Annotated in this window: 14 protein-coding genes, 1 pseudogene and 1 riboswitch; of the genes and pseudogenes, 11 read left to right on the top strand and 4 right to left on the bottom strand. The window is 41.4% G+C overall.

Features of this window, described 5'->3' with window-relative positions; all coding sequences use genetic code 11:
• Positions 1-221 precede the first annotated feature (221 nt).
• Positions 222-1,190, top strand: a complete 969-nt coding sequence (locus tag VP97_RS21175; protein ID WP_050184149.1) for an NAD(P)-dependent alcohol dehydrogenase — start codon at positions 222-224, stop codon at positions 1,188-1,190.
• 158 nt (positions 1,191-1,348) lie between these two features.
• On the opposite strand, the gene guaC is transcribed toward VP97_RS21175, so the two are convergent.
• Positions 1,349-2,332 carry a GMP reductase gene (gene guaC, locus VP97_RS21170; protein WP_050184147.1) on the bottom strand — a complete coding sequence of 328 codons (984 nt, stop codon included), beginning with the start codon at positions 2,330-2,332 and terminating at the stop codon, positions 1,349-1,351.
• A gap of 90 nt (positions 2,333-2,422) precedes the next feature.
• Positions 2,423-2,522, bottom strand: a riboswitch (purine riboswitch).
• Positions 2,523-2,864: 342 nt separating this feature from the next.
• Between guaC and VP97_RS21165 the strand changes: the two genes are divergently transcribed.
• From VP97_RS21165 to VP97_RS21140, 6 genes are all read left to right on the top strand, one after another.
• Positions 2,865-3,434 carry a hypothetical protein gene (locus VP97_RS21165; protein ID WP_050184146.1) on the top strand — a complete coding sequence of 190 codons (570 nt, stop codon included), beginning with the start codon at positions 2,865-2,867 and terminating at the stop codon, positions 3,432-3,434.
• Between the two features lie 221 nt (positions 3,435-3,655).
• Positions 3,656-4,405, top strand: coding sequence for an SDR family oxidoreductase (locus VP97_RS21160; protein WP_050184145.1), 750 nt, complete (start codon positions 3,656-3,658; stop codon positions 4,403-4,405).
• Positions 4,406-4,611: 206 nt separating this feature from the next.
• Positions 4,612-5,382 carry a sugar phosphate isomerase/epimerase family protein gene (locus VP97_RS21155; protein WP_050184144.1) on the top strand — a complete coding sequence of 257 codons (771 nt, stop codon included), beginning with the start codon at positions 4,612-4,614 and terminating at the stop codon, positions 5,380-5,382.
• Positions 5,383-5,859: 477 nt separating this feature from the next.
• Positions 5,860-7,494 carry a spore germination protein gene (locus VP97_RS21150; RefSeq protein WP_050184150.1) on the top strand — a complete coding sequence of 545 codons (1,635 nt, stop codon included), beginning with the start codon at positions 5,860-5,862 and terminating at the stop codon, positions 7,492-7,494.
• The gene (locus VP97_RS21145) at positions 7,484-8,692 is read left to right on the top strand and encodes a Ger(x)C family spore germination protein (RefSeq protein WP_050184143.1); all 1,209 of its coding nucleotides are present in this window, start codon (positions 7,484-7,486) and stop codon (positions 8,690-8,692) included. The genes VP97_RS21150 and VP97_RS21145 overlap by 11 nt, the downstream gene beginning before the upstream one ends.
• 22 nt (positions 8,693-8,714) lie before the next feature.
• Positions 8,715-9,815 carry a GerAB/ArcD/ProY family transporter gene (locus tag VP97_RS21140; RefSeq protein ID WP_050184142.1) on the top strand — a complete coding sequence of 367 codons (1,101 nt, stop codon included), beginning with the start codon at positions 8,715-8,717 and terminating at the stop codon, positions 9,813-9,815.
• Positions 9,816-9,826: 11 nt separating this feature from the next.
• Here the strand turns inward: VP97_RS21140 and VP97_RS21135 are convergent, their stop codons facing one another.
• On the bottom strand, positions 9,827-10,036 hold the full coding sequence (locus tag VP97_RS21135) for a YczF family membrane protein (RefSeq protein WP_050184141.1): 210 nt from the start codon (positions 10,034-10,036) through the stop codon (positions 9,827-9,829).
• Between the two features lie 278 nt (positions 10,037-10,314).
• On the opposite strand from VP97_RS21135, the gene VP97_RS21130 reads away from it, so the two are divergent.
• The 3 genes from VP97_RS21130 to VP97_RS21120 all read left to right on the top strand — a co-directional run bounded on the left by VP97_RS21130 (position 10,315) and on the right by VP97_RS21120 (position 16,967).
• Positions 10,315-12,855, top strand: coding sequence for a DEAD/DEAH box helicase (locus VP97_RS21130; RefSeq protein ID WP_050184140.1), 2,541 nt, complete (start codon positions 10,315-10,317; stop codon positions 12,853-12,855).
• 117 nt (positions 12,856-12,972) lie between these two features.
• On the top strand, positions 12,973-13,524 hold the full coding sequence (locus tag VP97_RS21125) for a DUF4334 domain-containing protein (RefSeq protein WP_050184139.1): 552 nt from the start codon (positions 12,973-12,975) through the stop codon (positions 13,522-13,524).
• Positions 13,525-13,745: 221 nt separating this feature from the next.
• Entirely contained in the window at positions 13,746-16,967 is a 3,222-nt protein-coding gene (locus VP97_RS21120) for a DEAD/DEAH box helicase (protein ID WP_050184138.1), read from the top strand.
• A gap of 279 nt (positions 16,968-17,246) precedes the next feature.
• Here the strand turns inward: VP97_RS21120 and VP97_RS21115 are convergent, their stop codons facing one another.
• Complete coding sequence (locus VP97_RS21115) at positions 17,247-17,498, bottom strand: Arm DNA-binding domain-containing protein (protein WP_050184137.1); 252 nt, start codon at positions 17,496-17,498, stop codon at positions 17,247-17,249.
• Between the two features lie 654 nt (positions 17,499-18,152).
• A complete protein-coding gene (locus tag VP97_RS21105; protein ID WP_050184135.1) occupies positions 18,153-18,989 on the bottom strand; it encodes an STAS domain-containing protein in 837 nt (278 codons plus the stop codon).
• A 436-nt stretch (positions 18,990-19,425) separates the two neighbouring features.
• On the opposite strand from VP97_RS21105, the pseudogene VP97_RS21100 reads away from it, so the two are divergent.
• Positions 19,426-19,943, top strand: a pseudogene (locus VP97_RS21100) (RNA-guided endonuclease TnpB family protein); the annotation flags it as partial.

Raw genomic sequence — 19,943 nt, 5'->3', positions numbered from 1 at the left:
GCCTGCTTATCCCTTGTTGCAGCATAACAAATGCAGAATCTCTCCTGGTCCAGCAGCGTGGCATTACCTTAAAAGCGGGTGTATAGATAGCTTCATTTAATTTTGCCAGGTATAAGTTCTGTATATACGGTTATCAGACGATTTTAATCAAAATCCTTTTTAACACGATTATAGGTTTTCAGCTTTATAAATGCGGTGAATAAAAGACAGGAGGCGTAGTGATGAAGGCGGTTGTTTGCACCAATTATGGTTTGCCGGATGTTCTCCAGGTAACAGAAGTGGAAAAACCTGTGCCTGCAGACCAAGAAGTACTGGTAAATATTCATGCCGCATCTGTGAATTACGGAAATCTTGTTCTTTTAAAAGGAAAACCGTTTTTAGCCCGCTTTGCCTTTGGCTTGTTTAAGCCGAAATATGCTATACCCGGAGGCGACATAGCAGGGCGGGTTGAAGCTGTCGGAGAAAAGGTAAAACAATTTAAGCCGGGTGATGAGGTATTTGGAGACTTATCTAGCTGCGGCTGGGGCGGCTTTGCAGAGTACGTAGCTGTTCCTGAAAAAGCACTTGCCTTAAAACCAGGAAACCTTTCGTTTGAAGAAGCGGCTGCTGCGCCGATGGCAGGCGTTACTGCCTTGCAGGGGCTGCGCGATAAAGGCAGGATTCAGCCGGGACAGAAAGTGTTGATTTATGGCGCTTCTGGTGGGGTTGGAACATTCGCTGTGCAGATTGCCAAGTCTTTCGAAGCCGAGGTAACAGGTGTGTGCAGTACAAGGAACATAGAAACGGTACGATTAATTGGTGCTGATCACACCATCGATTATCAAAAAGAAACGTTTACTCAAGCAGCGCAGCAATATGATCTTATTTTAGCAGTAAACGGACATCAGCCTATTTGGACTTACAAGCGTGCGCTAAGGAAAAACGGGACTTTTGTGCATGTCGGAGGCTCTGAGGCTCAAATGACGCAAACAATGATGCTCGGTCCCTGGATTTCCATGACCGGAAGCAGGAAGATGAGGAATATGTTACAACGGGCGAAACAAACGGATCTCATTTACCTAAAAGAACTTTTAGAAACAGGCAAAGTGCGGCCTGTGATCGACCGGTCTTATCGACTAAGTGAGATATCAAAGGCTTTCGAGTATTTTCAAGAAGGACACGCACAGGGGAAAGTTATCATTACCATGTGACGGATATACGCAGATCAAGCTAACAGAACAGATCATTTACACCTTGTTGCAGCTCCTCTGGCCATAAAAGTATTTAATTTCGCTTACTTAAAATCGAAAGCCAGCCGAACAATCCGGCTGGCCACTGCTGTAGAGATTATAATCGTCTAGCTCACTTTTTAATATACTTTATCCCCATTAAAGATAGAGTTTTTCACAATAACATAATCGACATTACGGATGGCAGACAGCTTGTTTCCGCCAGCGTAAGAAATGGAAGACTGAAGATCCTGCTCCATTTCCGTCAAAGTATCCTGTAAAGAACCTTTATATTCTACATGCATTTTCTTGCCTTCCACATTTTTCTTTTCGCCTTTTTGAAATTCAGAAGCCGAACCAAAATATTCTTTATAAATCTTCCCGTCCTGAACAACTGTTTCTCCAGGTGATTCTTCATGTCCAGCAAACAGGGAGCCAATCATCACCATGGATGCACCAAACCGGACAGATTTAGCAATATCACCGTGCGTACGAATACCGCCGTCGGCAATAATCGGCTTGCTTGCTGCTTTTGCACACCATCTCAGTGCTGCTAGCTGCCAGCCGCCTGTGCCAAAGCCTGTTTTAATTTTCGTAATGCATACCTTTCCAGGTCCAATACCCACTTTTGTCGCATCCGCGCCGGCATGTTCTAATTCCCGAACTGCTTCAGGTGTGCCGACATTTCCGGCAATCACAAAGCTTTCAGGCAGGTGCTTTTTAATATGCTGAATCATATTGATAACTGCATTGGAATGACCATGCGCAATATCAATCGTAATATATTCAGGTGTAAGATTTTCTTCAGCAAGTGCTGTAATAAATGTGTATTCCTCTTCTTTAACCCCGACGCTAATTGATGCATACAAACCGCGAGATTTCATATCCTTGACAAAGTCCAGCCGTTTCTCTGGCTGAAAGCGGTGCATAATGTAAAAATAATTGTTTTCAGCGAGGTAAACCGCAATTTTCTCATCAATAATAGTCTGCATATTGGCTGGAACAACAGGCAGTTTAAATGTCCGGCTGCCAAATGTAACACTTGTATCACATTCAGAACGGCTGTTTACAATAGATTTTGCTGGAACTAATTGAATATCCTCGTAATCGAATACATTATCCATTTTTTACACTCCTACATATGTTTTTTCTTAGTTATTTCCTTAATTTTTTAGAAAATGATGAAAAGCAAAAAATCCTGACTACAAATGGGTGCATTTAAGACACCCATTCGTAGTCAGGATTTTACGGATCCTAGTAGAAACCCTCAAACCATATTATTGAGGATATACGAATAAAGCTGTTTCATTCATGTTTTCTAACAATATGATCATATTTTATTTTTATTTTTCTGTCAACATAAAGTTCGTGTTTTTTGGGAAATAGATATAAAAAAAGAATGAATTATATATTTTTTCATTGAATAAACGAACGATGAGGAATTGGTGTGGATTATTAGTAGTTTTTGTTTTGAGTAGTTCTTTCGAGAAGTAGAAATTCCTGTTGTAATAAAGGAAGTGGAGAAGAAACCGTAGAAGAAAATAGGTTAGTTATACGTGTGTAAATTTATTCAATATATGTGTTATTATTACATTGATTAAGAGGAAACAAAGCAACAGAGGAAAAAGAGCAATCGAGAAAGCAGGGGGTAATCTAATGATGAAAAGCACCCATTTCTTGACCCTATGTTTGTTTATTGTTAGCTCGGTAATAATCTTTTTTCCTTTTCAGGGAGCAGCCTGTTCCTGTGTCGAACCGCCCGGTGTAAAAGAAGAGCTTATGTCTTCTGAAGCTGTATTCAGCGGAAAAGTGTTAGAGGTGGAAGAAGACACGAGCGCCATGGGTCTTACGACAAAATCTGTTTTGTTTGAAGTGAACGAAACCTGGAAAGGTGTTAATCAATCACAAGTAAAAATCACAACTGGGATGGGTGGCGGCGATTGCGGGTATGATTTTAAAGCCGGACAAGCGTATTTGGTGTATGCGAATCATTCAGATATGTTTGGCTCTGACGGACTGACTGTTGTTATTTGCAGCAGAACAGCCGAAATCAGTGCTGCGCAAGATGATTTGTTTATTCTTGGTGAAGGGCAGGCGCCTGGAAAAAAGGTTGATTTACAAAACAGAGGAGCAGAAAAAGTCTTTATTATTTTAACAGGCACCGCAATAGCAGCATTCTTTATCTGGCAATACTTTAAGAATCGACATAAAAAGCGATTGGGTTAAAAGAATAGATCCGTTAACATTTTATTGAAAATAATAAGGCGCTAATGGAAAGTGTTTATATTTAAAACGGAATATAATGGGCTTAATCTTTCGTGAATGAATTAAGAATCAGCCACTTAACAGAAGTAATAAAATTTGGCAGCTATCAAAGCAGGTGCATTTTAATTGGAACAAAAACGGGTAAAATAGAAGGATGTCTAAAACAGGAAAGAAGGGTATCCATGATTTTGTCAGGAAATACAATTCTTATTACAGGCGGGGCATCAGGCATTGGTCTTGCTTTTACCGAGCGTTTTATAAAAGCGGGAAGCACCGTCATCGTATGTGGAAGACGGGAGAGTAAGCTGCAGGAAGCAAAAGATAAGTTTCCTGGTATCATCACCCGCGTATGTGACATAACCGAGGAAGCGGATCGTATCTCTCTTTTTGAGTGGGTAACAACTCGGCATCCTGAAGTGAATGTGCTAGTGAACAATGCAGGCATTCAGCAGCGCTTCAATATATTAGAAGCAGATGCAAAACAGGAGTGGAGCTACTTCAGCAAGGAAATTACCTCAAATATAGAAGCGCCATTCCACCTTGCTATGCTATTTGCGCCGTATTTTACCCAAAAAGAAAATGCCATTATTATCAATGTCACATCAGGCCTGGCCTTTACACCGATGGCCATTGCACCTATTTATTCGGCAACAAAAGCAGCGCTTCATTCATTCTCAATGAGCCTTAGACATCAGCTGTCAGATACATCTGTTCGAGTCATTGAAGTAGCACCGCCTGCTGTAAATACGGATTTAGGCGGCGCAGGACTTCATACGTTTGGTGCTCCAGTTGATGATTTTGCGGATAGTATTTTCAAAGGGCTGGCAGAAGGAAAGCAGGAAATAGGATATGGCACCTCCGAAAGGGCTCTGCGTATGTCCAGAGACGAAATTGATGAAGCAGTAAGGAATATTTACAATCGTGTAAAATAAAAAGATTCAGCTGTTAAAAAAGGCATTTGAAGGATTAAGCATAATAACCCTCCAAATGTCTTTTTGTTTTTGTAGTCAACTACTCAGAACGCCGGGTGCAAGATAGACCAGCAGAGGTATAAGGCTACGGAAAGCAGGACTTCTTATTAGTGAAAGAGAAAATTATAGAGAGATACCCGCGAAACGAACAAAAGGAGAGAGTAAAAATGAAAACCATTCCAGTAGCTGTTCAAATGTACACGCTGCGTGAAGAAAGCGAGAAAGACTTTGCCGGTACGCTCAAAAAAGTAGCGGAACTTGGCTTCGATGGAGTAGAATTTGCCGGTTACGGAGGACTGTCTGCTCAGGAGGTCCGTACACTGCTGGATGAGCTTGGACTCAAAGCGGCTTCAAGCCATATCCCACTGGACCAGCTGCAAACAAATCTCAAGCAGGTCATCGAGGATCAAAAAATTCTTGGCAGCCGCTACATTGTCTGCCCGTACCTATTTCCAGAACAGCGCAGCGAAGAAGATTACAAAGCGCTCATTGCATTTTTGAATGAAGCGGGAAAAACCTGCCAGAGTGAAGGCATTACTTTATGCTATCATAACCATGATTTTGAATTGGAGCAATTGTCTGACGGCCGGTCGGCACTGCAGACCATTTTTGAGGACACGGACCCTGAAAGTGTCAAAGCGGAGTTTGATATATACTGGCTGACGAAAGCGGGCGAGAAGCCGATTGAATGGATAAAGCGGTATAACGGACGGACTCCTCTTATCCATTTAAAAGACATGACAACGGATGACGAACAATTTTTTGCCGAACTGGGTACAGGCGGTGTGGATCTTCAAACTGTTCTGGACGCAGGAGAGAAGTCTGAAGTTGAGTGGTGGGTTGTTGAACAGGATATGAGCCGCAAAACATCATTTGAAAGTATCGAGATCAGCATCAATTATTTAAAAACGATGCTGCCGCATCTTGTAAACAAATAAAAGGAGGCCGCTGCATAGTTGTAAGGGCAGGCATAATAGGGTGTGGAAACAGCCGCGGATTTCCGAAATTTTACATTATTGCTTGTACCAATTTAGATCAAATAAAAGCAGAAGCGGCTGCTGGTGAATCTCTCTATTTAAATCAAGGATTCTGAAGGGGAATGCGGCGCTAGTTTTTTGTTCAATCAAAGGAAACAAAGCAGATTATTTCATTAAAGCAGGAAGTTGTAATCAAATGAAAAGTGTAAGAAATCGCAGTCAGGGCAATCAGCCTGGCCCGGAGAGAATCGAAAAAGAACTGATTCCTCATAAAAAGGGAAACACCACTCACCAGGTGTTTCCCTTTTTATTTGATATACACCTACTATCATGTCTGGCTGAAAAGGTTCACTTGGATTAAATTTTGGCAAAGTTGGCATACTGTTGGTGTATGTGAAAGCTCTATCATACAAGAGCAAAGCGGGAGTGAGCGTGAAAATGAAAAAAGCATGGAACAAGCTTGGAAAAAAAGAAAAAAAACATCTCGCATATACAGAAGATATGGAATTAAAGTCTGATTATAAAAAACTTGAAACAAATCTGGAAGAAAATCTTAAAAACATTCAAGATACTCTTGGGCATAGCGCCGATTTAGTCGTTCGCATATTTAAAATAGGAAGTATGTCGGGACGGAATGCTGCTGCGATTTTTATAAATGGATTAGTTGATAAGGAACATGTGGGAAACTTTATTATCGATAAGATCATGAACGACAACAGTAAATTAAAAAGCTCGACAGCCGGCACTTTATTTACCGGGATTAAAGAGCAGATTATAACCGTCGCTGAAGTCGAAGAAACACAAGAGTGGAAAAAAACGATCCAGGCCGTCGTATCAGGGAAGACTATTCTTTTACTGGATGGATGGGACCAGGCGATGATCTGTCCTTTAATAGGAGGGGCATCAAGAGCTATTTCCGAGCCTTCTTCAGAACAGACGATTCGCGGGCCTCAGGAGAGCTTTGTTGAATCTCTTCAGACAAATGTTTCGTTGGTTCGCCGAAGGATCAAAAGCGCTAATTTATGGGTTGAATCGGTAACGATCGGTGATATTACCGAAACAGAAGTAGCCGTTATGCACCTTGAAGGAATTGCCAATGAAAAAGTTTTAATCGAGCTTAAGGAGCGTCTTCAAAAGGTAGAAGTGGATGAGTTGATCGGCACTAATACCATTGAAGAGTGGATCAGGGACGGTCCAAGATCTGTATGGCCGACTATCTACAACACACAGCGTCCGGATGTAGTCATGGGAGAGCTGATGGAAGGGCGTATTGCGGTTTTGGTTGATGGGACCCCCAACACGTTAATTTTGCCGGCGACATTCATTGAGTTTTTTCAAACGGCTGAAGATTATTATATGCATTGGAGTATTGCCAGTTTTTTAAGGATCTTGCGATTAGTGGGCATTGCAAGTACGCTGCTTTTCCCTTCTCTTTATATTGCCTTTTTGTCTTTTCACCCGGATCTCATCCCTACGCCTTTATTGATTAGTTTAACGGCTCAGCGACAGGAGGTTCCATTTCCGCTTTTTATTGAAGTGCTGTTATTGGAGTTGACCTTTGAGTTTTTGCGGGAAGCAGGACTTCGAATGCCCAAACAGGTCGGACAGGCGGTCTCTATTGTAGGCGCTCTTATTTTGGGCGAAGCAGCTGTGTCAGCCGGAATCGTTGCAAGTGCCAGTGTGATCATAGTAGCGGCTACCGCAATAGCCAGTTTTACGATTTCTAATCACTCCATGATAGACGCTGTACGGATCCTTCGATTCATTATAATTATCTTGGCGTCTTCTCTTGGACTTTATGGAATTGGACTGGGCTTTATTGTTCTTATAGCCCACATGAACAGCCTGCGCTCATTTGGCGTTCCTTATTTATCGCCCTTTGCACCGCTTATTTTTAGGGATTTAAAAGATACGTTCATCCGTGTTTCAAAGCCTTCTATGTCAACGCGTCCAAGGCTGATCAGCCAGAAAAAAGTGTCTAAAGCGGGAAACACGGACAAGCTTGGACCGCCATCAGGGAGAAAGGGCGGAATGAAAGAAAATGATTTCCAGAGGGACCCTAATGAAAACTAAACCTATTCTCTTTTTTTTTATTTTTTTGTCTGCCGTGCTGCTATCAGGCTGCTGGGGACGTATGGAAGTACAAAAATTAGATATCGTAAGTGCAATAGGCATTGATGCGGGCGGTGATGAGGAGGAAAACATCTATCATGTCACGGTTCAGATTATCAATGAAAGACAGGTAGCCGGCACGGCAAACAATAGTGGCTTATCAGGCGAGATGCCTGTTGTCGCTTATTCAGCAGAAGGAAGTACGATTTTAGATGCTCTTCGCAAAATAGAGAAAAAGTCACCGCACGAGCTTTTCCTGGCACACGTGCAGGTTATGCTGATAGGAGAAGAGTTAGCAAGAACTGAGGGGCTTCAAGGTTTATTTGACAGCCTGGACCGTACCCCCTATTTCCGTGGGGCGTTCCCTGTTTTATTAATTAAAAACAATACAGCGGAAGAAGCCCTTCATGTTACAACACCATTAGAGAAGCTGCCAGCCAGCCGTATTGTTGATGGGCTGGAAACCCTTAAAATTCAGCAGGGCGAATATGACATGTCGAGGGCAGATCAAGTTATAAACCAAATCCAATGGGGGGGCGGTATTTTAGTCAGTCTTCAGGTTGTGGGGAGATCAGAAGAAGGAAGCAAAATGTCAAATATCGAGGACATTTCTCCGGAGAAAAAATTGGAAATAGGGGGATTAGGTATTTTTAAAGAAGGCAAACTACAGGATTGGATGGATGAAGAGCTTTCTCGAGGTGTTTCCTGGATCAATAATGATTTGAAACAAACGCTTATTCGTCTCGACTGTGAAGGGAAAAAAGGTGGTATCGCTATTGAAATAGATCGATCCCGTACAAAAGTGAACACGAAAATGCAAAATAACAAACCATTGATTGAACTATCAATTAGGTCCGAAGGGATATTTGATGAAGTACAGTGTCCGATTGATCTCACAAAGTCCAAAATATTTGACCATGTTGAAAAACAGCTAGAAGAGGAAATTGAACGGGAAGTCAATGTGACGATAGCGTATGCAAAAGAACAAAAGAATGACATCTTCCGATTTGGTGAATCCATCAATCAAAAAGATCCAAAAGCATGGAGAGGGATAAAAGAGAATTGGCAGGATGAAGTTTTTCCACAAACAGAGGTTAAAGTGAACGTTAAAACGTATATCCGTCGTTCAGGGCTGCGCACCAACTCTTATTTGGAATGAGAAGAAGGGGGGATTTCTTTTAATGGAAAAAGCAAAAATAAACAGTATTCAATTTTTTCTCTTGCTCTTTACGTTCGAGCTGGGGACTGCAGTAGTGGTAGGCCACAGCGTAGTAGCGAAGAAGGATTCCTGGATTTCCCTTTTACTTGGGATGGGCGGGGGACTGATTTTGTTTTTTATTTATTATGCGCTATTTCGTTACTATCCCTCCTTACCGCTTACAGCATACGCCAGGAAAATATTTGGCACATATATAGGATGGGTCGTGGGCTTGCTGTATACCATCTTTTTTTTATACGTTTCTGCCAGAAACGTGCGCGAATTCAGTGAGGTTTTGGTTACGGCGACTATGCCCGATATTCCTTTATTCGTTGTGGCTATTCTTTTTGTGCTGACCATCTGTTATGTTCTTTACCTGGGAATTGAGGTATTTGCAAGAACAGCAGAGATACTTGGAGTTTTTTTGATTTTTGTAGGAATAATCGGTAATACTTTGGTTTATTTAACCGGCTCTGTCGATTTAAATAATTTAAAGCCTGTATTAGAATTTGGATGGAAACCAATATTGGAGACGGCTTTTTATTCTCCTATGTTTTTGATTTTTCCATTTGGAGAAGTATTTGTTTTTGCTATGCTTTTTCCCTACTTGAATCGTGCGGATGCGGTGAAAAAAATTGGAGTGGCTTCATTAATAGTCAGCGGACTTATTTTGAGTTATACAGCGGCTTTAAATATTGCAGTTCTAGGTGTCAGTGCAGTACAGAGATCTCCTTTTCCTTTATTGTCCACTGTAGGAAAAATAAACTTTTTAGAATTTATCCAGCGTTTAGATGCACTTGTTGTCATCACCTTATTAATTACCGTTTTTTTTAAAGCTGGCATCTACTTATATAGTGCTGTCATTGGAATAGTGGATTTGTTTCGTTTGAAAAATCATCAGCAAATAATTTTGCCGGTAGGCCTTATTCTTGCTTTTCTTTCTGTAGTGATAGCCGAAGATTTTGCTGAACATACAGAAGAGGGGGCTACGGTACATATCGTGTATTTTGCGACCCCATTTCTTATTATTCTGCCTGTAATAATGCTAATCATTGCTTTTATCCGTCACCGTTTTACTAAATAAGAGAGAGGGTTTTATTCATTCTTTTTGTTTGTGATTTGATGTCCAATGGTGATACATAAAAACAGAAAGAACACCAAGTATTCACTAATATCCATCACAAGTAACGGATCGATTAAATGCATGAATGCTTCAAAGAAGGTGAAACCTAATAATATATCCAGCGTAATACAAAATGCAGCAGCCAGAATCGCTATGACGAAAAAAACCCCTGTGACTTTCATCTATTTCTCCTTACCATGTTTGTGTTTTTTATGAATCACCATTTGAATCTATCAATCGTTTTCATATAACTGCTTACGTATTACATATCTGAGAGCTGGCTTTCAACGTACACCATAATAGTATCTGTTATTGAATATGTTTTATTCAGTGTTTGAGGAAGTTTTATCCATCCGTGATATAAAGAAGAATAGACCAATTTGAACAGCAAAAGCTAAAGTAGGAAAGCCCTGGTATGATATGATGAACAAGAGAGAGACAGGAAAGGAAGCTGATTGTCGTGGCTGCGCAACTGCAGGACATCGAGAAACATCATCAAAAAGCGATAGAAAGTACAAAAAAACAAATACACACAAACATTTTAGAGTTCATAGAACACAATGAGACGTCTACACTGGACGAATACCTTCAAAAAAGGGCTTTATTTTTAGAAAAAGTATGGTCCGATATATGGAAGCAGCGGCTCGTCAGCTCCTACAGCCGTCCGGAAAAAATGGATTACCTGCGCTCAATGGGTATCGACGTGGAAGAGCTGTCCTTAAACCAGGTGAAAAAATCCTTTTATCAGGTGCTTGCCCATTTCGATCCCTTCGAAGCAGCTGCATGGGTACGGGACGAGTATGGGGAAACGTGGGGTCTGATTACCCAGAATATGCAGAGCAGCAGGAAAAAGAAAAAACAAAAACAGATGAAACGAAACTGGAGCAAGCAGGTCCTTCTTCCTGCTGTAAGCCACCTTTTAGAAGAAAAGTATCTGTACTTTTATTTGTATGTACGAAAGTATGCAGGAAAAAGGCTGGAACAGCATTTGAACAGCGGTACCCGTTACACGGAAGACGTGGGAGGCACATTACGTGAAGCTGGAATTTTTCAGCGGGAATACTACTCCCTGGTCGCTTCTTTTTTAACGGAATTTACTGGAAGAATGGCATCAGGGTATCCTGATTCAGATGACTGGACGCATGAAACCTATTGGGATGCTTATTATGAAATGATTTTGTCTTATGTAACGAAAGACTTTAAACAGATTGTGTTTGCAGAGCTGCCAGAAGAACTCGGAACCCTGTATGAGCAGCAAACAGGAGAAGAATGGTCGTATCAGGTGTTTAAAAAAAGCAAAGACATTGACCTGCTTCTCGCAGATTACGCGGAAGCATGCTTTCACGAGTGGGAAGAAGACGTGGTGTCTTCCGTTTTACATACACCCCAGACACCTGAAGAGATCAACGAAGCCTGGAAACAGTTTAAACAGAAAAAGGAGGAAGAAAAAGAACGGGCCAGACGGGAAAAAGCAGAGAGACAAAACCGGATTGCTTATATATTTGGCGAGGAGTATGAACCTGCTCAAAAAGTAAATACCAGTTACATTCTTCACTTTGGTGATACAAACACGGGAAAAACCTACACAGCGCTGGAGCGGCTGAAAGTGTGTTCGAGCGGTCTTTATCTGGCACCGCTTCGTCTGTTAGCACTAGAGGTGTATGAAAAGCTCAACAAAGACGAGATCCCGTGCGATTTAAAAACAGGAGAAGAAGAAAAACGGACCGAAGGAGCAGCCCACGTCTCAAGCACGGTAGAAATGTTTCAAGAAAACCGTCATTACGATATTGTGGTTATCGATGAAGCGCAGATGATTGCTGATAAAGAAAGAGGGTTTTCCTGGTTCCGCGCCATTACAAAAGCAAATGCCCGGGAGGTTCATATTATCGGAAGTCCCAACGTGAAAGAGATGATTCTTGGCCTGTTGGGAGAAGAAGCTGATGTAGAAGTGCGGGAGTACAAACGTGAGCTGCCCTTATTGGTACGGAAAAAATCGTTCCGCCTGAAGGATGTTCAAAAAGGAGACGCTCTTGTTGCTTTTTCGAGAAAACGGGTGCTTGAAATTGCAGGAAACCTGGAAGGGGACGGACACAAGGTCAGTGTGATTTACGGAAATATGCCGCCGGAATCCCGGCAGCGTCAAATGGAAAACTTTAATGCTGGCGTTACGCACATATTAGTCGCTACAGACGCGATTGGCATGGGCTTGAACCTTCCCATCAAACGGATTATTTTGATGAGCAGTCAAAAATTTGACGGAAAAAGACGCCGGGAGCTCACCACTCAGGAAGTAAAGCAAATTGCCGGCCGGGCCGGGCGCAAAGGATTGTATGAACAGGGCGAAGTCGTTTTTATGGAAAATTCAAAGCGTATGAAGCGGCTGCTTGAAGCACAAGACATGCCAATCCAGGTATTTACCGTAGCGCCAACCCGCAGTGTATTGGAGCGTTTTAACCGGTATTATAAAGATTTAGGCCTGTTTTTCGAATTATGGAAAGAGTTCCAGAATCCAAAAGGCACAAAAAAAGCGTCGCTTGCCCAGGAAGAGTACTTGTACAGCCTGGTAAGAGGAACGGCTATTGAACATCGATTCAGTATGGAGGATTTATACAGCTACCTGCAAATTCCTTTTTCCGCTTATGAAGACATCTTGGCCGATCAATGGAGACGGGTACTTATGTCTCTGGTGAACCGAACTGACATGCCAGAGCCGTTTGTTCAAAAAGAAACACTAGAGGAGCTGGAGCTTTCATACAAATCAGTGGAGCTTCATTTAATGTTTTTATACCGGTTAAACAAACCAACAGAGGCCTACTACTGGGAGCGAGTTAAAAAAGAGCTGGCGGATGATATTCACTACTGGCTAAGCCACAATATAAAAGCCGTAGAGAAAAAATGCCGGCAATGCGGCAGAAAATTGGATTGGGACTATCCGTACAGTATCTGCCAGGCATGCTATGAGCAAGGGCAGCCTTTTCAAAGGTACAGAAATCATCGCTGATGCAAGAAAACGCCCGATCAAGGCCGAGAGTTTCCACTCGGTCTTTTTCTTTGCGTAAAAAGGGTATAGTGAAACAAACGAAGGAAAGAAAAGGGAAAAAAGTGAGGAGGCTCATGAATGAATCCCCGTACAAAGCTAGAGAAGCTTCATACAGAAGGGCCCATATCGCAGGCGGAAGCTTTTCATTTTTTTGATCAATTAGAAAGTGTGGATCTTTCGTTTATGATTGGCTTATGGAAAGGCAGGGAATGCAGGACAAATCATCCGATGGACGGGTTGCTTGAATCGGTGAACTGGTTTGGAAAGGAGTTTATCGACTCTGAAACGGTTCATCCGCTCGTTTTTCAAAAAAATAATGGTGTATTGTACAAGATCAATCCGGGTTTTATTCCTTTGTCCCTGCCATTTGACAAAATTCCCAGATCCCTGGTTAAGCCATTATTTTCATCGGTATCACCTTTTATCGCAACTGAAAAAGACAAAGCGAGAATGCGTATGCTGGAGTATAGAGGCGTTTTAAGTGCCACGATGATTTATGACCAGCATGGCATGTATGATACATTTAGAAAAGTGGATCACAATACTGTATTGGGAGTTATGGACCTTAAAGGGGAAAAACAAGGGACGGGATACTTCTTTGTACTGGAGAGAGTAACAAAGCGAAGCTGATCCGAATCCATAAGGAGGCAAGACAAGGCTGTCTCTAGCAGTAATCTCCTTGTGTAGACGCATGAACGATCAATTGATAAATGTATCTTTTTTTCACTTGGCCTGGCTCATTATAAATGGATGTAAACATGGTACAATCATGATTACATAAGCAAACAGAGAATGGACACAAACAGACCATACAAACAGATGTCACATCTCGTTGAGAAGGAGCAGAGTAGTTGGATAGAGAAGTGAATCAAAAAATGATTAAAGAAATGTGCGGTATCGTCTCGTTTAAACGAGGCGTTTCTTTTTGTCAGATGAATAAAGTTGTGTTTAAACATTATAGCTCTGAAAGCTGTGAGGCAGCTGTTAAAGGAAAAGAAGACTTCCATGTCACAATTAAAATAGATGACAATGGCCGGCTGCACACAGCATGCAGCTGCCCTGCGCTTGCTTCCTTTACAAATGATTGTCAGCACATTGCCGCTGTATTGCTGTCCATTTGCGAATATCAGCAGAAAGGAACCTTTCCTGCTATGTTAAATGAGCGTCAGCAGGATGGTGCCAAGGATCATTCAATAGCAGAAGGCTTGCTGAATCTTTTTAACGGTCAGCCCAAACGTTCAAGCAGACATCAGCTTCATTTTGAAAACAGGAAGGTTCTCAACACTGAATTCACGTGTAAAGCTGTCAACATCAATCCAGGCCAATTCATGTTTGGAATAGAAATTAGGGTTGATTCGATTTATGTGCAAAATATCCGAAATTTTCTGGAACAGGTAAAAGAAAGCAGGCCAATCCTGCTGTCGAACTCTTTTACCTACCACCCAAACCTTCATTGTTTTCAAGAAGAAACAGATGATGTTATTCAGCAGCTTATACAGATAGCTTTTGATGAAAGAATGTCTAGTGATGGCCGCGTGAATAAACCTGACGATCCCATTAGAAGGAGCACGCTGCTTATTCCTCCGTCTTCCTGGGAACGGCTTGTGCCTTTACTCACAAAAACGTCGGTGGTAAAACTTGAATACAACGAACATCAGTACAATGGGTTGCACTTATCCGATGAAGTACTCCCTCTGAAATTTACATTTGTGGAAACGGAAGATCAGCGCTGCCATTTGAATATAGAAGGTTTAAGCAGGATAGTAGTGTTGAATGCCTATGAAACAGTTTTAGCCGGCGGGAGACTAATTTGTTTGAAAAGTGAACAAATGGAGCACCTTTTAGAAGTAAAGCGGATGGTAGAAAATTCAGGCTTCAGCGAAATAGTCATTCCAGAGGAACAAATAGATCCGTTTTTAAAAAAAGTGGTTCCCGGTTTAAAAAGACTTGGGGAGGTTCATCTATCACAAGCGATCTCCAGAAGATTAGTACATACCCCCTTAATAGCCAAACTATATTTAGACCGTTTAAAGAATCGCCTGCTTGCAGGGCTGGAATTTCACTATGAAGGTATAGTTATAAATCCATTGGAGAGTAAAGAGGGCGAAGCGGACATTGTACAGGTCAGGGACGAGGAGAAGGAAAAAGCGATCCTGCAGCTTATGGAAGACAGCTCGTTTGCTAAAACGGACAGCGGATATTTGCTGCACAATGAAGAGTTAGAGTATCAGTTTTTATATCACGTAGTACCGAAACTGCAGAAACTTGTACAAATATATGCCACGACATCAGTTAGAAACCGTATTCTTAGAAAAAATGCTCATCCGCGAATTAAGATTGGAATTAAAAAGGAAAGAACCGACTGGCTGGAATTTAAATTTGAAATGGAAGGCATTCCTGAAAAACAAATACGTGAGATTCTTTTGGCTCTAGAAGAAAAACGGAAATATTATCGCTTGCAGAGTGGGGCCCTTCTTTCACTGGAGACAAGGGAATTCAAAGAAATCAATCGTTTTTTTAACGCGCTTCCGGTTCAGAAGGAGGATTGGGAAAGTGGCTTGAATCTTCCTGTTGTCCGGGGGCTGCAGCTTCTTGATTCAGGTAGCAACAGTTCCGTGTTCACAGTGGAGGAATCGTTTCGCCAGTTTTTAGAAAAAATTTGTCACCCAGAACGCCAGGTGTTTGACGTGCCAAAAAGGTTAGCACCTATCCTATATGATTATCAAAAACACGGCTATCAATGGATGAAGACACTTGCCCGTTACGGATTTGGAGGAATTCTGGCAGATGATATGGGACTGGGTAAAACCCTGCAAAGTATAGCATTTATTTTGTCAGAACTTCCTGCTATCCGGAATAAAAAGCGTCCGGTTTTCATTGTGTGTCCATCATCTTTGACGTATAACTGGCTTGGTGAAATCACCAAGTTTGCGCCGGAAATAAAAGCGGTAGTGGTCGATGGCAGTAAAAAGGAAAGATCCAGCATACAAAAAACGCTCACAGATATAGATATTATCATTACCTCTTATCCTTTGCTGATAAGAGATCAGGTGTGGTATGAGAAGCAATCCTTTCATACCGTTTTTTTTGATGAAGCTCAAGCTTTTAAAAATCCTATGACACAAACAGCAAAAGCAGTAAAGAAAATACAAGCTGAGCACCGTTTTGCGCTCACAGGTACTCCTGTAGAAAATTCTCTGGAGGAGCTGTGGTCCATTTTTTACGTTGTTTTTCCGGAACTGTTTCTCGGGTTAAAAGAGTACAACAATCTTTCAAGGGACAAAGTCGCCCGCCGGGTCCGTCCATTTTTGCTTCGAAGAATGAAGGAAAGTGTACTTTTAGAGCTTCCTGAAAAAAACGAGTCCATGAACCTGGTGGAACTGCTTCCTGATCAAAAGAAGCTGTATGCTGCTTATCTGGCAAAACTAAGACATGACACATTGAAGCATTTAGATAAGGACACACTTCGAAAAAATCGTATAAAAATCCTTGCCGGACTAACCCGTTTACGGCAAATATGCTGTCATCCAGCCCTGTTTGTGGACGGGTATAAAGGAAGCTCCGCAAAATTCGAACAATTGATGCAAATTGTAGAAGAATCAAAGCTTGCCGGGAAAAGAGTTCTAATTTTTTCGCAGTTTACAAAAATGCTTCAGTTGATCGGGAAGGAACTAGCGGGTCGAGGGCTGCCTTTCTTTTATCTAGATGGTCATACGTCTTCAGAAGAACGAATAGAAAAGTGTCATCGGTTTAATGCGGGCGAGCGTGATCTTTTTCTTATTTCTTTAAAAGCAGGCGGCACCGGGCTTAATTTAACAGGTGCCGATACGGTTATCCTGTATGACATGTGGTGGAATCCTGCAGTCGAAGCACAAGCAGCTGACCGTGCTTATCGCATTGGCCAGAAAAATAAGGTCCAGGTGATCAAGCTTATGGCACGCGGAACGATTGAAGAAAAAATAAATGACCTTCAGGCGCAAAAAAGACATTTAATTGAGGAAGTCATTGATTCTAAAAAGAGCACATCCTTCGCTCTTACCGAAGAAGACATTCGTGAAATATTAATGATTTAAACGAAAAAGGCAATGAGAAAAAGGCGGTTAAGAGGAGCATGTGCTACATTAGGTTAATAGATGATAGAAAATGTTTTTATGGTAGAGGGTGAAAAAGACCTCTCTGCTTTTATCAGATTTGATGCTGTGATAACAATAGCTGCTTAAGAGAATCGTCATATGGAATTTCTTCACGGGGAAAAGTGCTGTTACGGACTGCCTGCCGCTTGGTGTCGTTCTTACCATCCGGCTACGGCAGGACATGGTTCTCAAAAGTTAATCCACGGTTTATGGCTGTATTCAGGCGCCAGCTGTCCTGGTTATACTGTAGCCGCTCCTCATAATACCTGTCCAAAGAGTATTTCGATTGTCATACGTATTGTCCCGCAACAATGCAGGAAGTTCAATTGCAGCTGCCTCTGCGTCCTTCTTTTTATTAAATCCTCTTCGCGTTTTTGTTTTTCGCTTACCCGTAGCTGAATCTTTACTAATATCTAATTTAAAGAGCCCTTTTTCTCCCTGCTTCGTTTGATATTTGCTAAATGAAGCCATCTCATCGCCGCCTTTCGTCTATATCAAATTTTTTATATAGATATAGCTTTCAATAGGGCAAAGCATACAAAGCAGCAGGCAAAGAAATAAGTGCCATTCAATTAATCATTGCCTGCGGAAGCGACATAGATCCTGGTCAGCTTTTAGAAGGGCATAAAATGTTCCAGCGTTTTTTGCTGAAACAGGGAAGGGATTGGCTTAAACGCCGATCACAAAACTGAATAAATGAACATAACGTTAAATTCAAATATAATTCAAAACATAAAACAACCTGCAGACAGGTGGATGAGTACAATGTGGATGCTCATTTTAATGATGAGGGCATGTGTAAGGACGAGCAGAAACTTTACTGGGGCTGTTATAGAGAATAAACAGCCATTCAAGCTGCATGGTCCAGCATCACCGCAGGAGCCGTGGTCAGTGAACAGCACGTTAACCAAGGCTTTAAAAGGTGGATTGAGAAGGTCAGCTGAAACAAAGGAGAGGCGCTTCCTCCTAAACAGTAGACCAAACTGTTGAGCTGAAAAAAATTATTTTAAACAGGAATAGCCAGTTGAAGGTGATTAGTGATTGAAGAAGAAATTGCTCAATACAAAAAGCCCGGCTAGTTACCAAGGCTTTTATTTGTACTACTTAAATTGATAAAAAAATAGATTACGATATTTCACAAGGGAGCAATTTTCTCATGGCTTGATGGAGGCTGGCATATGTAGGTACGCCTTCTACCTTTATACCGAGATGTATCATAGTTTGGGCAATTTCTGGTCTTATCCCGGTTAAGACGGTATGAATGCCTGTCAGCTTTAGCGCACTGATCACTTTAAAAATCTGGTCAGCCACCATCGTATCAATGATTGGCACGCCAGACAAATCGATTACTAAGTACTTCAGATCTAATTTTGTTCCTTCCAGTAAAGCCTTATCCATTAATTGCTGGGCCCTTTTTGTATCAATATCTCCGACCAGCGGGAGAATGCCGACTTCATTTGTCACTTTGACGACAGGTATAGAAAGCTCAAGTGCTATAGATTCAGCTGCTAAAATTCTGGAATTATAAGTGCGGGAATAAGAATTAGTAAGCCAGTATACTGCCCGATCGACAACAGAATCGAATCGAGTGATTACGTCATAAAATTCTTCAAGAGAGAAATCATTTTTTATAGATTCAATTTTTAAAATTTCACCAATGGTATCACGATAAAAACGAACTTCATTAATAGCTGTTTCTAAAGATAAATTCAAATCAACCAATAGATTAACCTCATCTGTACCCCATTCTTTTAGTCTGGTAAAAGTCTTGTCGAGATCACCGGCGATAGAATAGGCGTATATTTCCACTAAATTTGTACGCCAGTGGTACAAAGATTGATTGTCCTGTTTTGTATAACGGTCTTTTTCCAGATTAGACTGCTGCTGGACTAGTTGTTCTTTTAAGGCTAAGACATGTTGGGATATGGTATTAATCTTATTTTGAAAAGTAATAGTGCTCACTCATTTCTCTCCCATCTGTATTCTTGGATAATAGTATTACACTAAAAGAAGAGGAAATCCTGCTATTTATCTTATGTAAATTCTTTGACCATTATTCTAAAAAGTATATTGCAGGCTGGAACTATAAGTGATTGAACAAGTAAAAATAATAGGAGGCAACCGAATTATATCCAAGTTTTATAGCGAACCGCCATGGGTGGGGGTGATGATTGAACAAAAAAATAGCGCCGCATTCCCCTTCAAAATCTCCGATTTAGTGGGGGGTAGGCGCTAAGGTCTTGATTCTTCTTATTCCTCTATGTATTTTTTACGGCATCGCTTGTCAATTCTTACTTATCATCACTCATGCCGATTCTCTTTCCATTTTACAATTGATTTCCATTTTGATACGATCAACCTATCATAAGGACTACAAAATCGAAAGGAGGGTTTGGTCATGAAAGTTGCGAAGTCGCTGCTGCACAAGATTACAAACCAGACTAAAATCTTTAATAGTACGTTGGATATTTACAATGACGCCCTGTCCTTCATCATCTGGGTTATCGACAAAGAGTTTGATAATACAAACGACCTGACAACAAAATCGATTGTGCCGGCAGTGGAAAAACTGATTCACGCAACCAAATCAAACCCTCAACCTAAATACAAAGAGTTTAACGAACGTTTCTACAAGTTTCCTTCCTACTTTCGCAGAGGTGCCATTGCTGCTGCTTTTGGCAAGGTACAGAGCTTCCGTGCTAACTATCAAAACTGGGAAAAAGCGCAGAAATATGCTCTTTCTGAAGGAAAAAGATTTAAGAAACAGCCTCCGCGGCTGCAAATGATGCACAAAGAGTTCCCTGTTTTTTATCGCGGAAATATGTTCAACAGAACATCTGATACGACTGCACAAATCAAGGTATTCGATCAGAATGACTGGGTATGGACAGATATCGAATTTAAAGGGCAGGATCT

Origin of the sequence: Domibacillus robiginosus (assembly GCF_000966195.1) — a bacterium.
In the GTDB taxonomy this organism is placed as follows: Bacteria; Bacillota; Bacilli; order Bacillales; family Domibacillaceae; genus Domibacillus; species Domibacillus robiginosus.
This window is presented reverse-complemented; position numbering and strand designations above follow the sequence as displayed.

Coding starts and splice junctions, on each gene's coding strand:
- VP97_RS21175 (WP_050184149.1), top strand. CDS start 222: ATGAAGGCGGTTGTTTGCACCAATTATGGTTTGCCGGATGTTCTCCAG.
- guaC (WP_050184147.1), bottom strand. CDS start 2,332: ATGGATAATGTATTCGATTACGAGGATATTCAATTAGTTCCAGCAAAA.
- VP97_RS21165 (WP_050184146.1), top strand. CDS start 2,865: ATGATGAAAAGCACCCATTTCTTGACCCTATGTTTGTTTATTGTTAGC.
- VP97_RS21160 (WP_050184145.1), top strand. CDS start 3,656: ATGATTTTGTCAGGAAATACAATTCTTATTACAGGCGGGGCATCAGGC.
- VP97_RS21155 (WP_050184144.1), top strand. CDS start 4,612: ATGAAAACCATTCCAGTAGCTGTTCAAATGTACACGCTGCGTGAAGAA.
- VP97_RS21150 (WP_050184150.1), top strand. CDS start 5,860: ATGAAAAAAGCATGGAACAAGCTTGGAAAAAAAGAAAAAAAACATCTC.
- VP97_RS21145 (WP_050184143.1), top strand. CDS start 7,484: ATGAAAACTAAACCTATTCTCTTTTTTTTTATTTTTTTGTCTGCCGTG.
- VP97_RS21140 (WP_050184142.1), top strand. CDS start 8,715: ATGGAAAAAGCAAAAATAAACAGTATTCAATTTTTTCTCTTGCTCTTT.
- VP97_RS21135 (WP_050184141.1), bottom strand. CDS start 10,036: ATGAAAGTCACAGGGGTTTTTTTCGTCATAGCGATTCTGGCTGCTGCA.
- VP97_RS21125 (WP_050184139.1), top strand. CDS start 12,973: ATGAATCCCCGTACAAAGCTAGAGAAGCTTCATACAGAAGGGCCCATA.
- VP97_RS21115 (WP_050184137.1), bottom strand. CDS start 17,498: ATGGCTTCATTTAGCAAATATCAAACGAAGCAGGGAGAAAAAGGGCTC.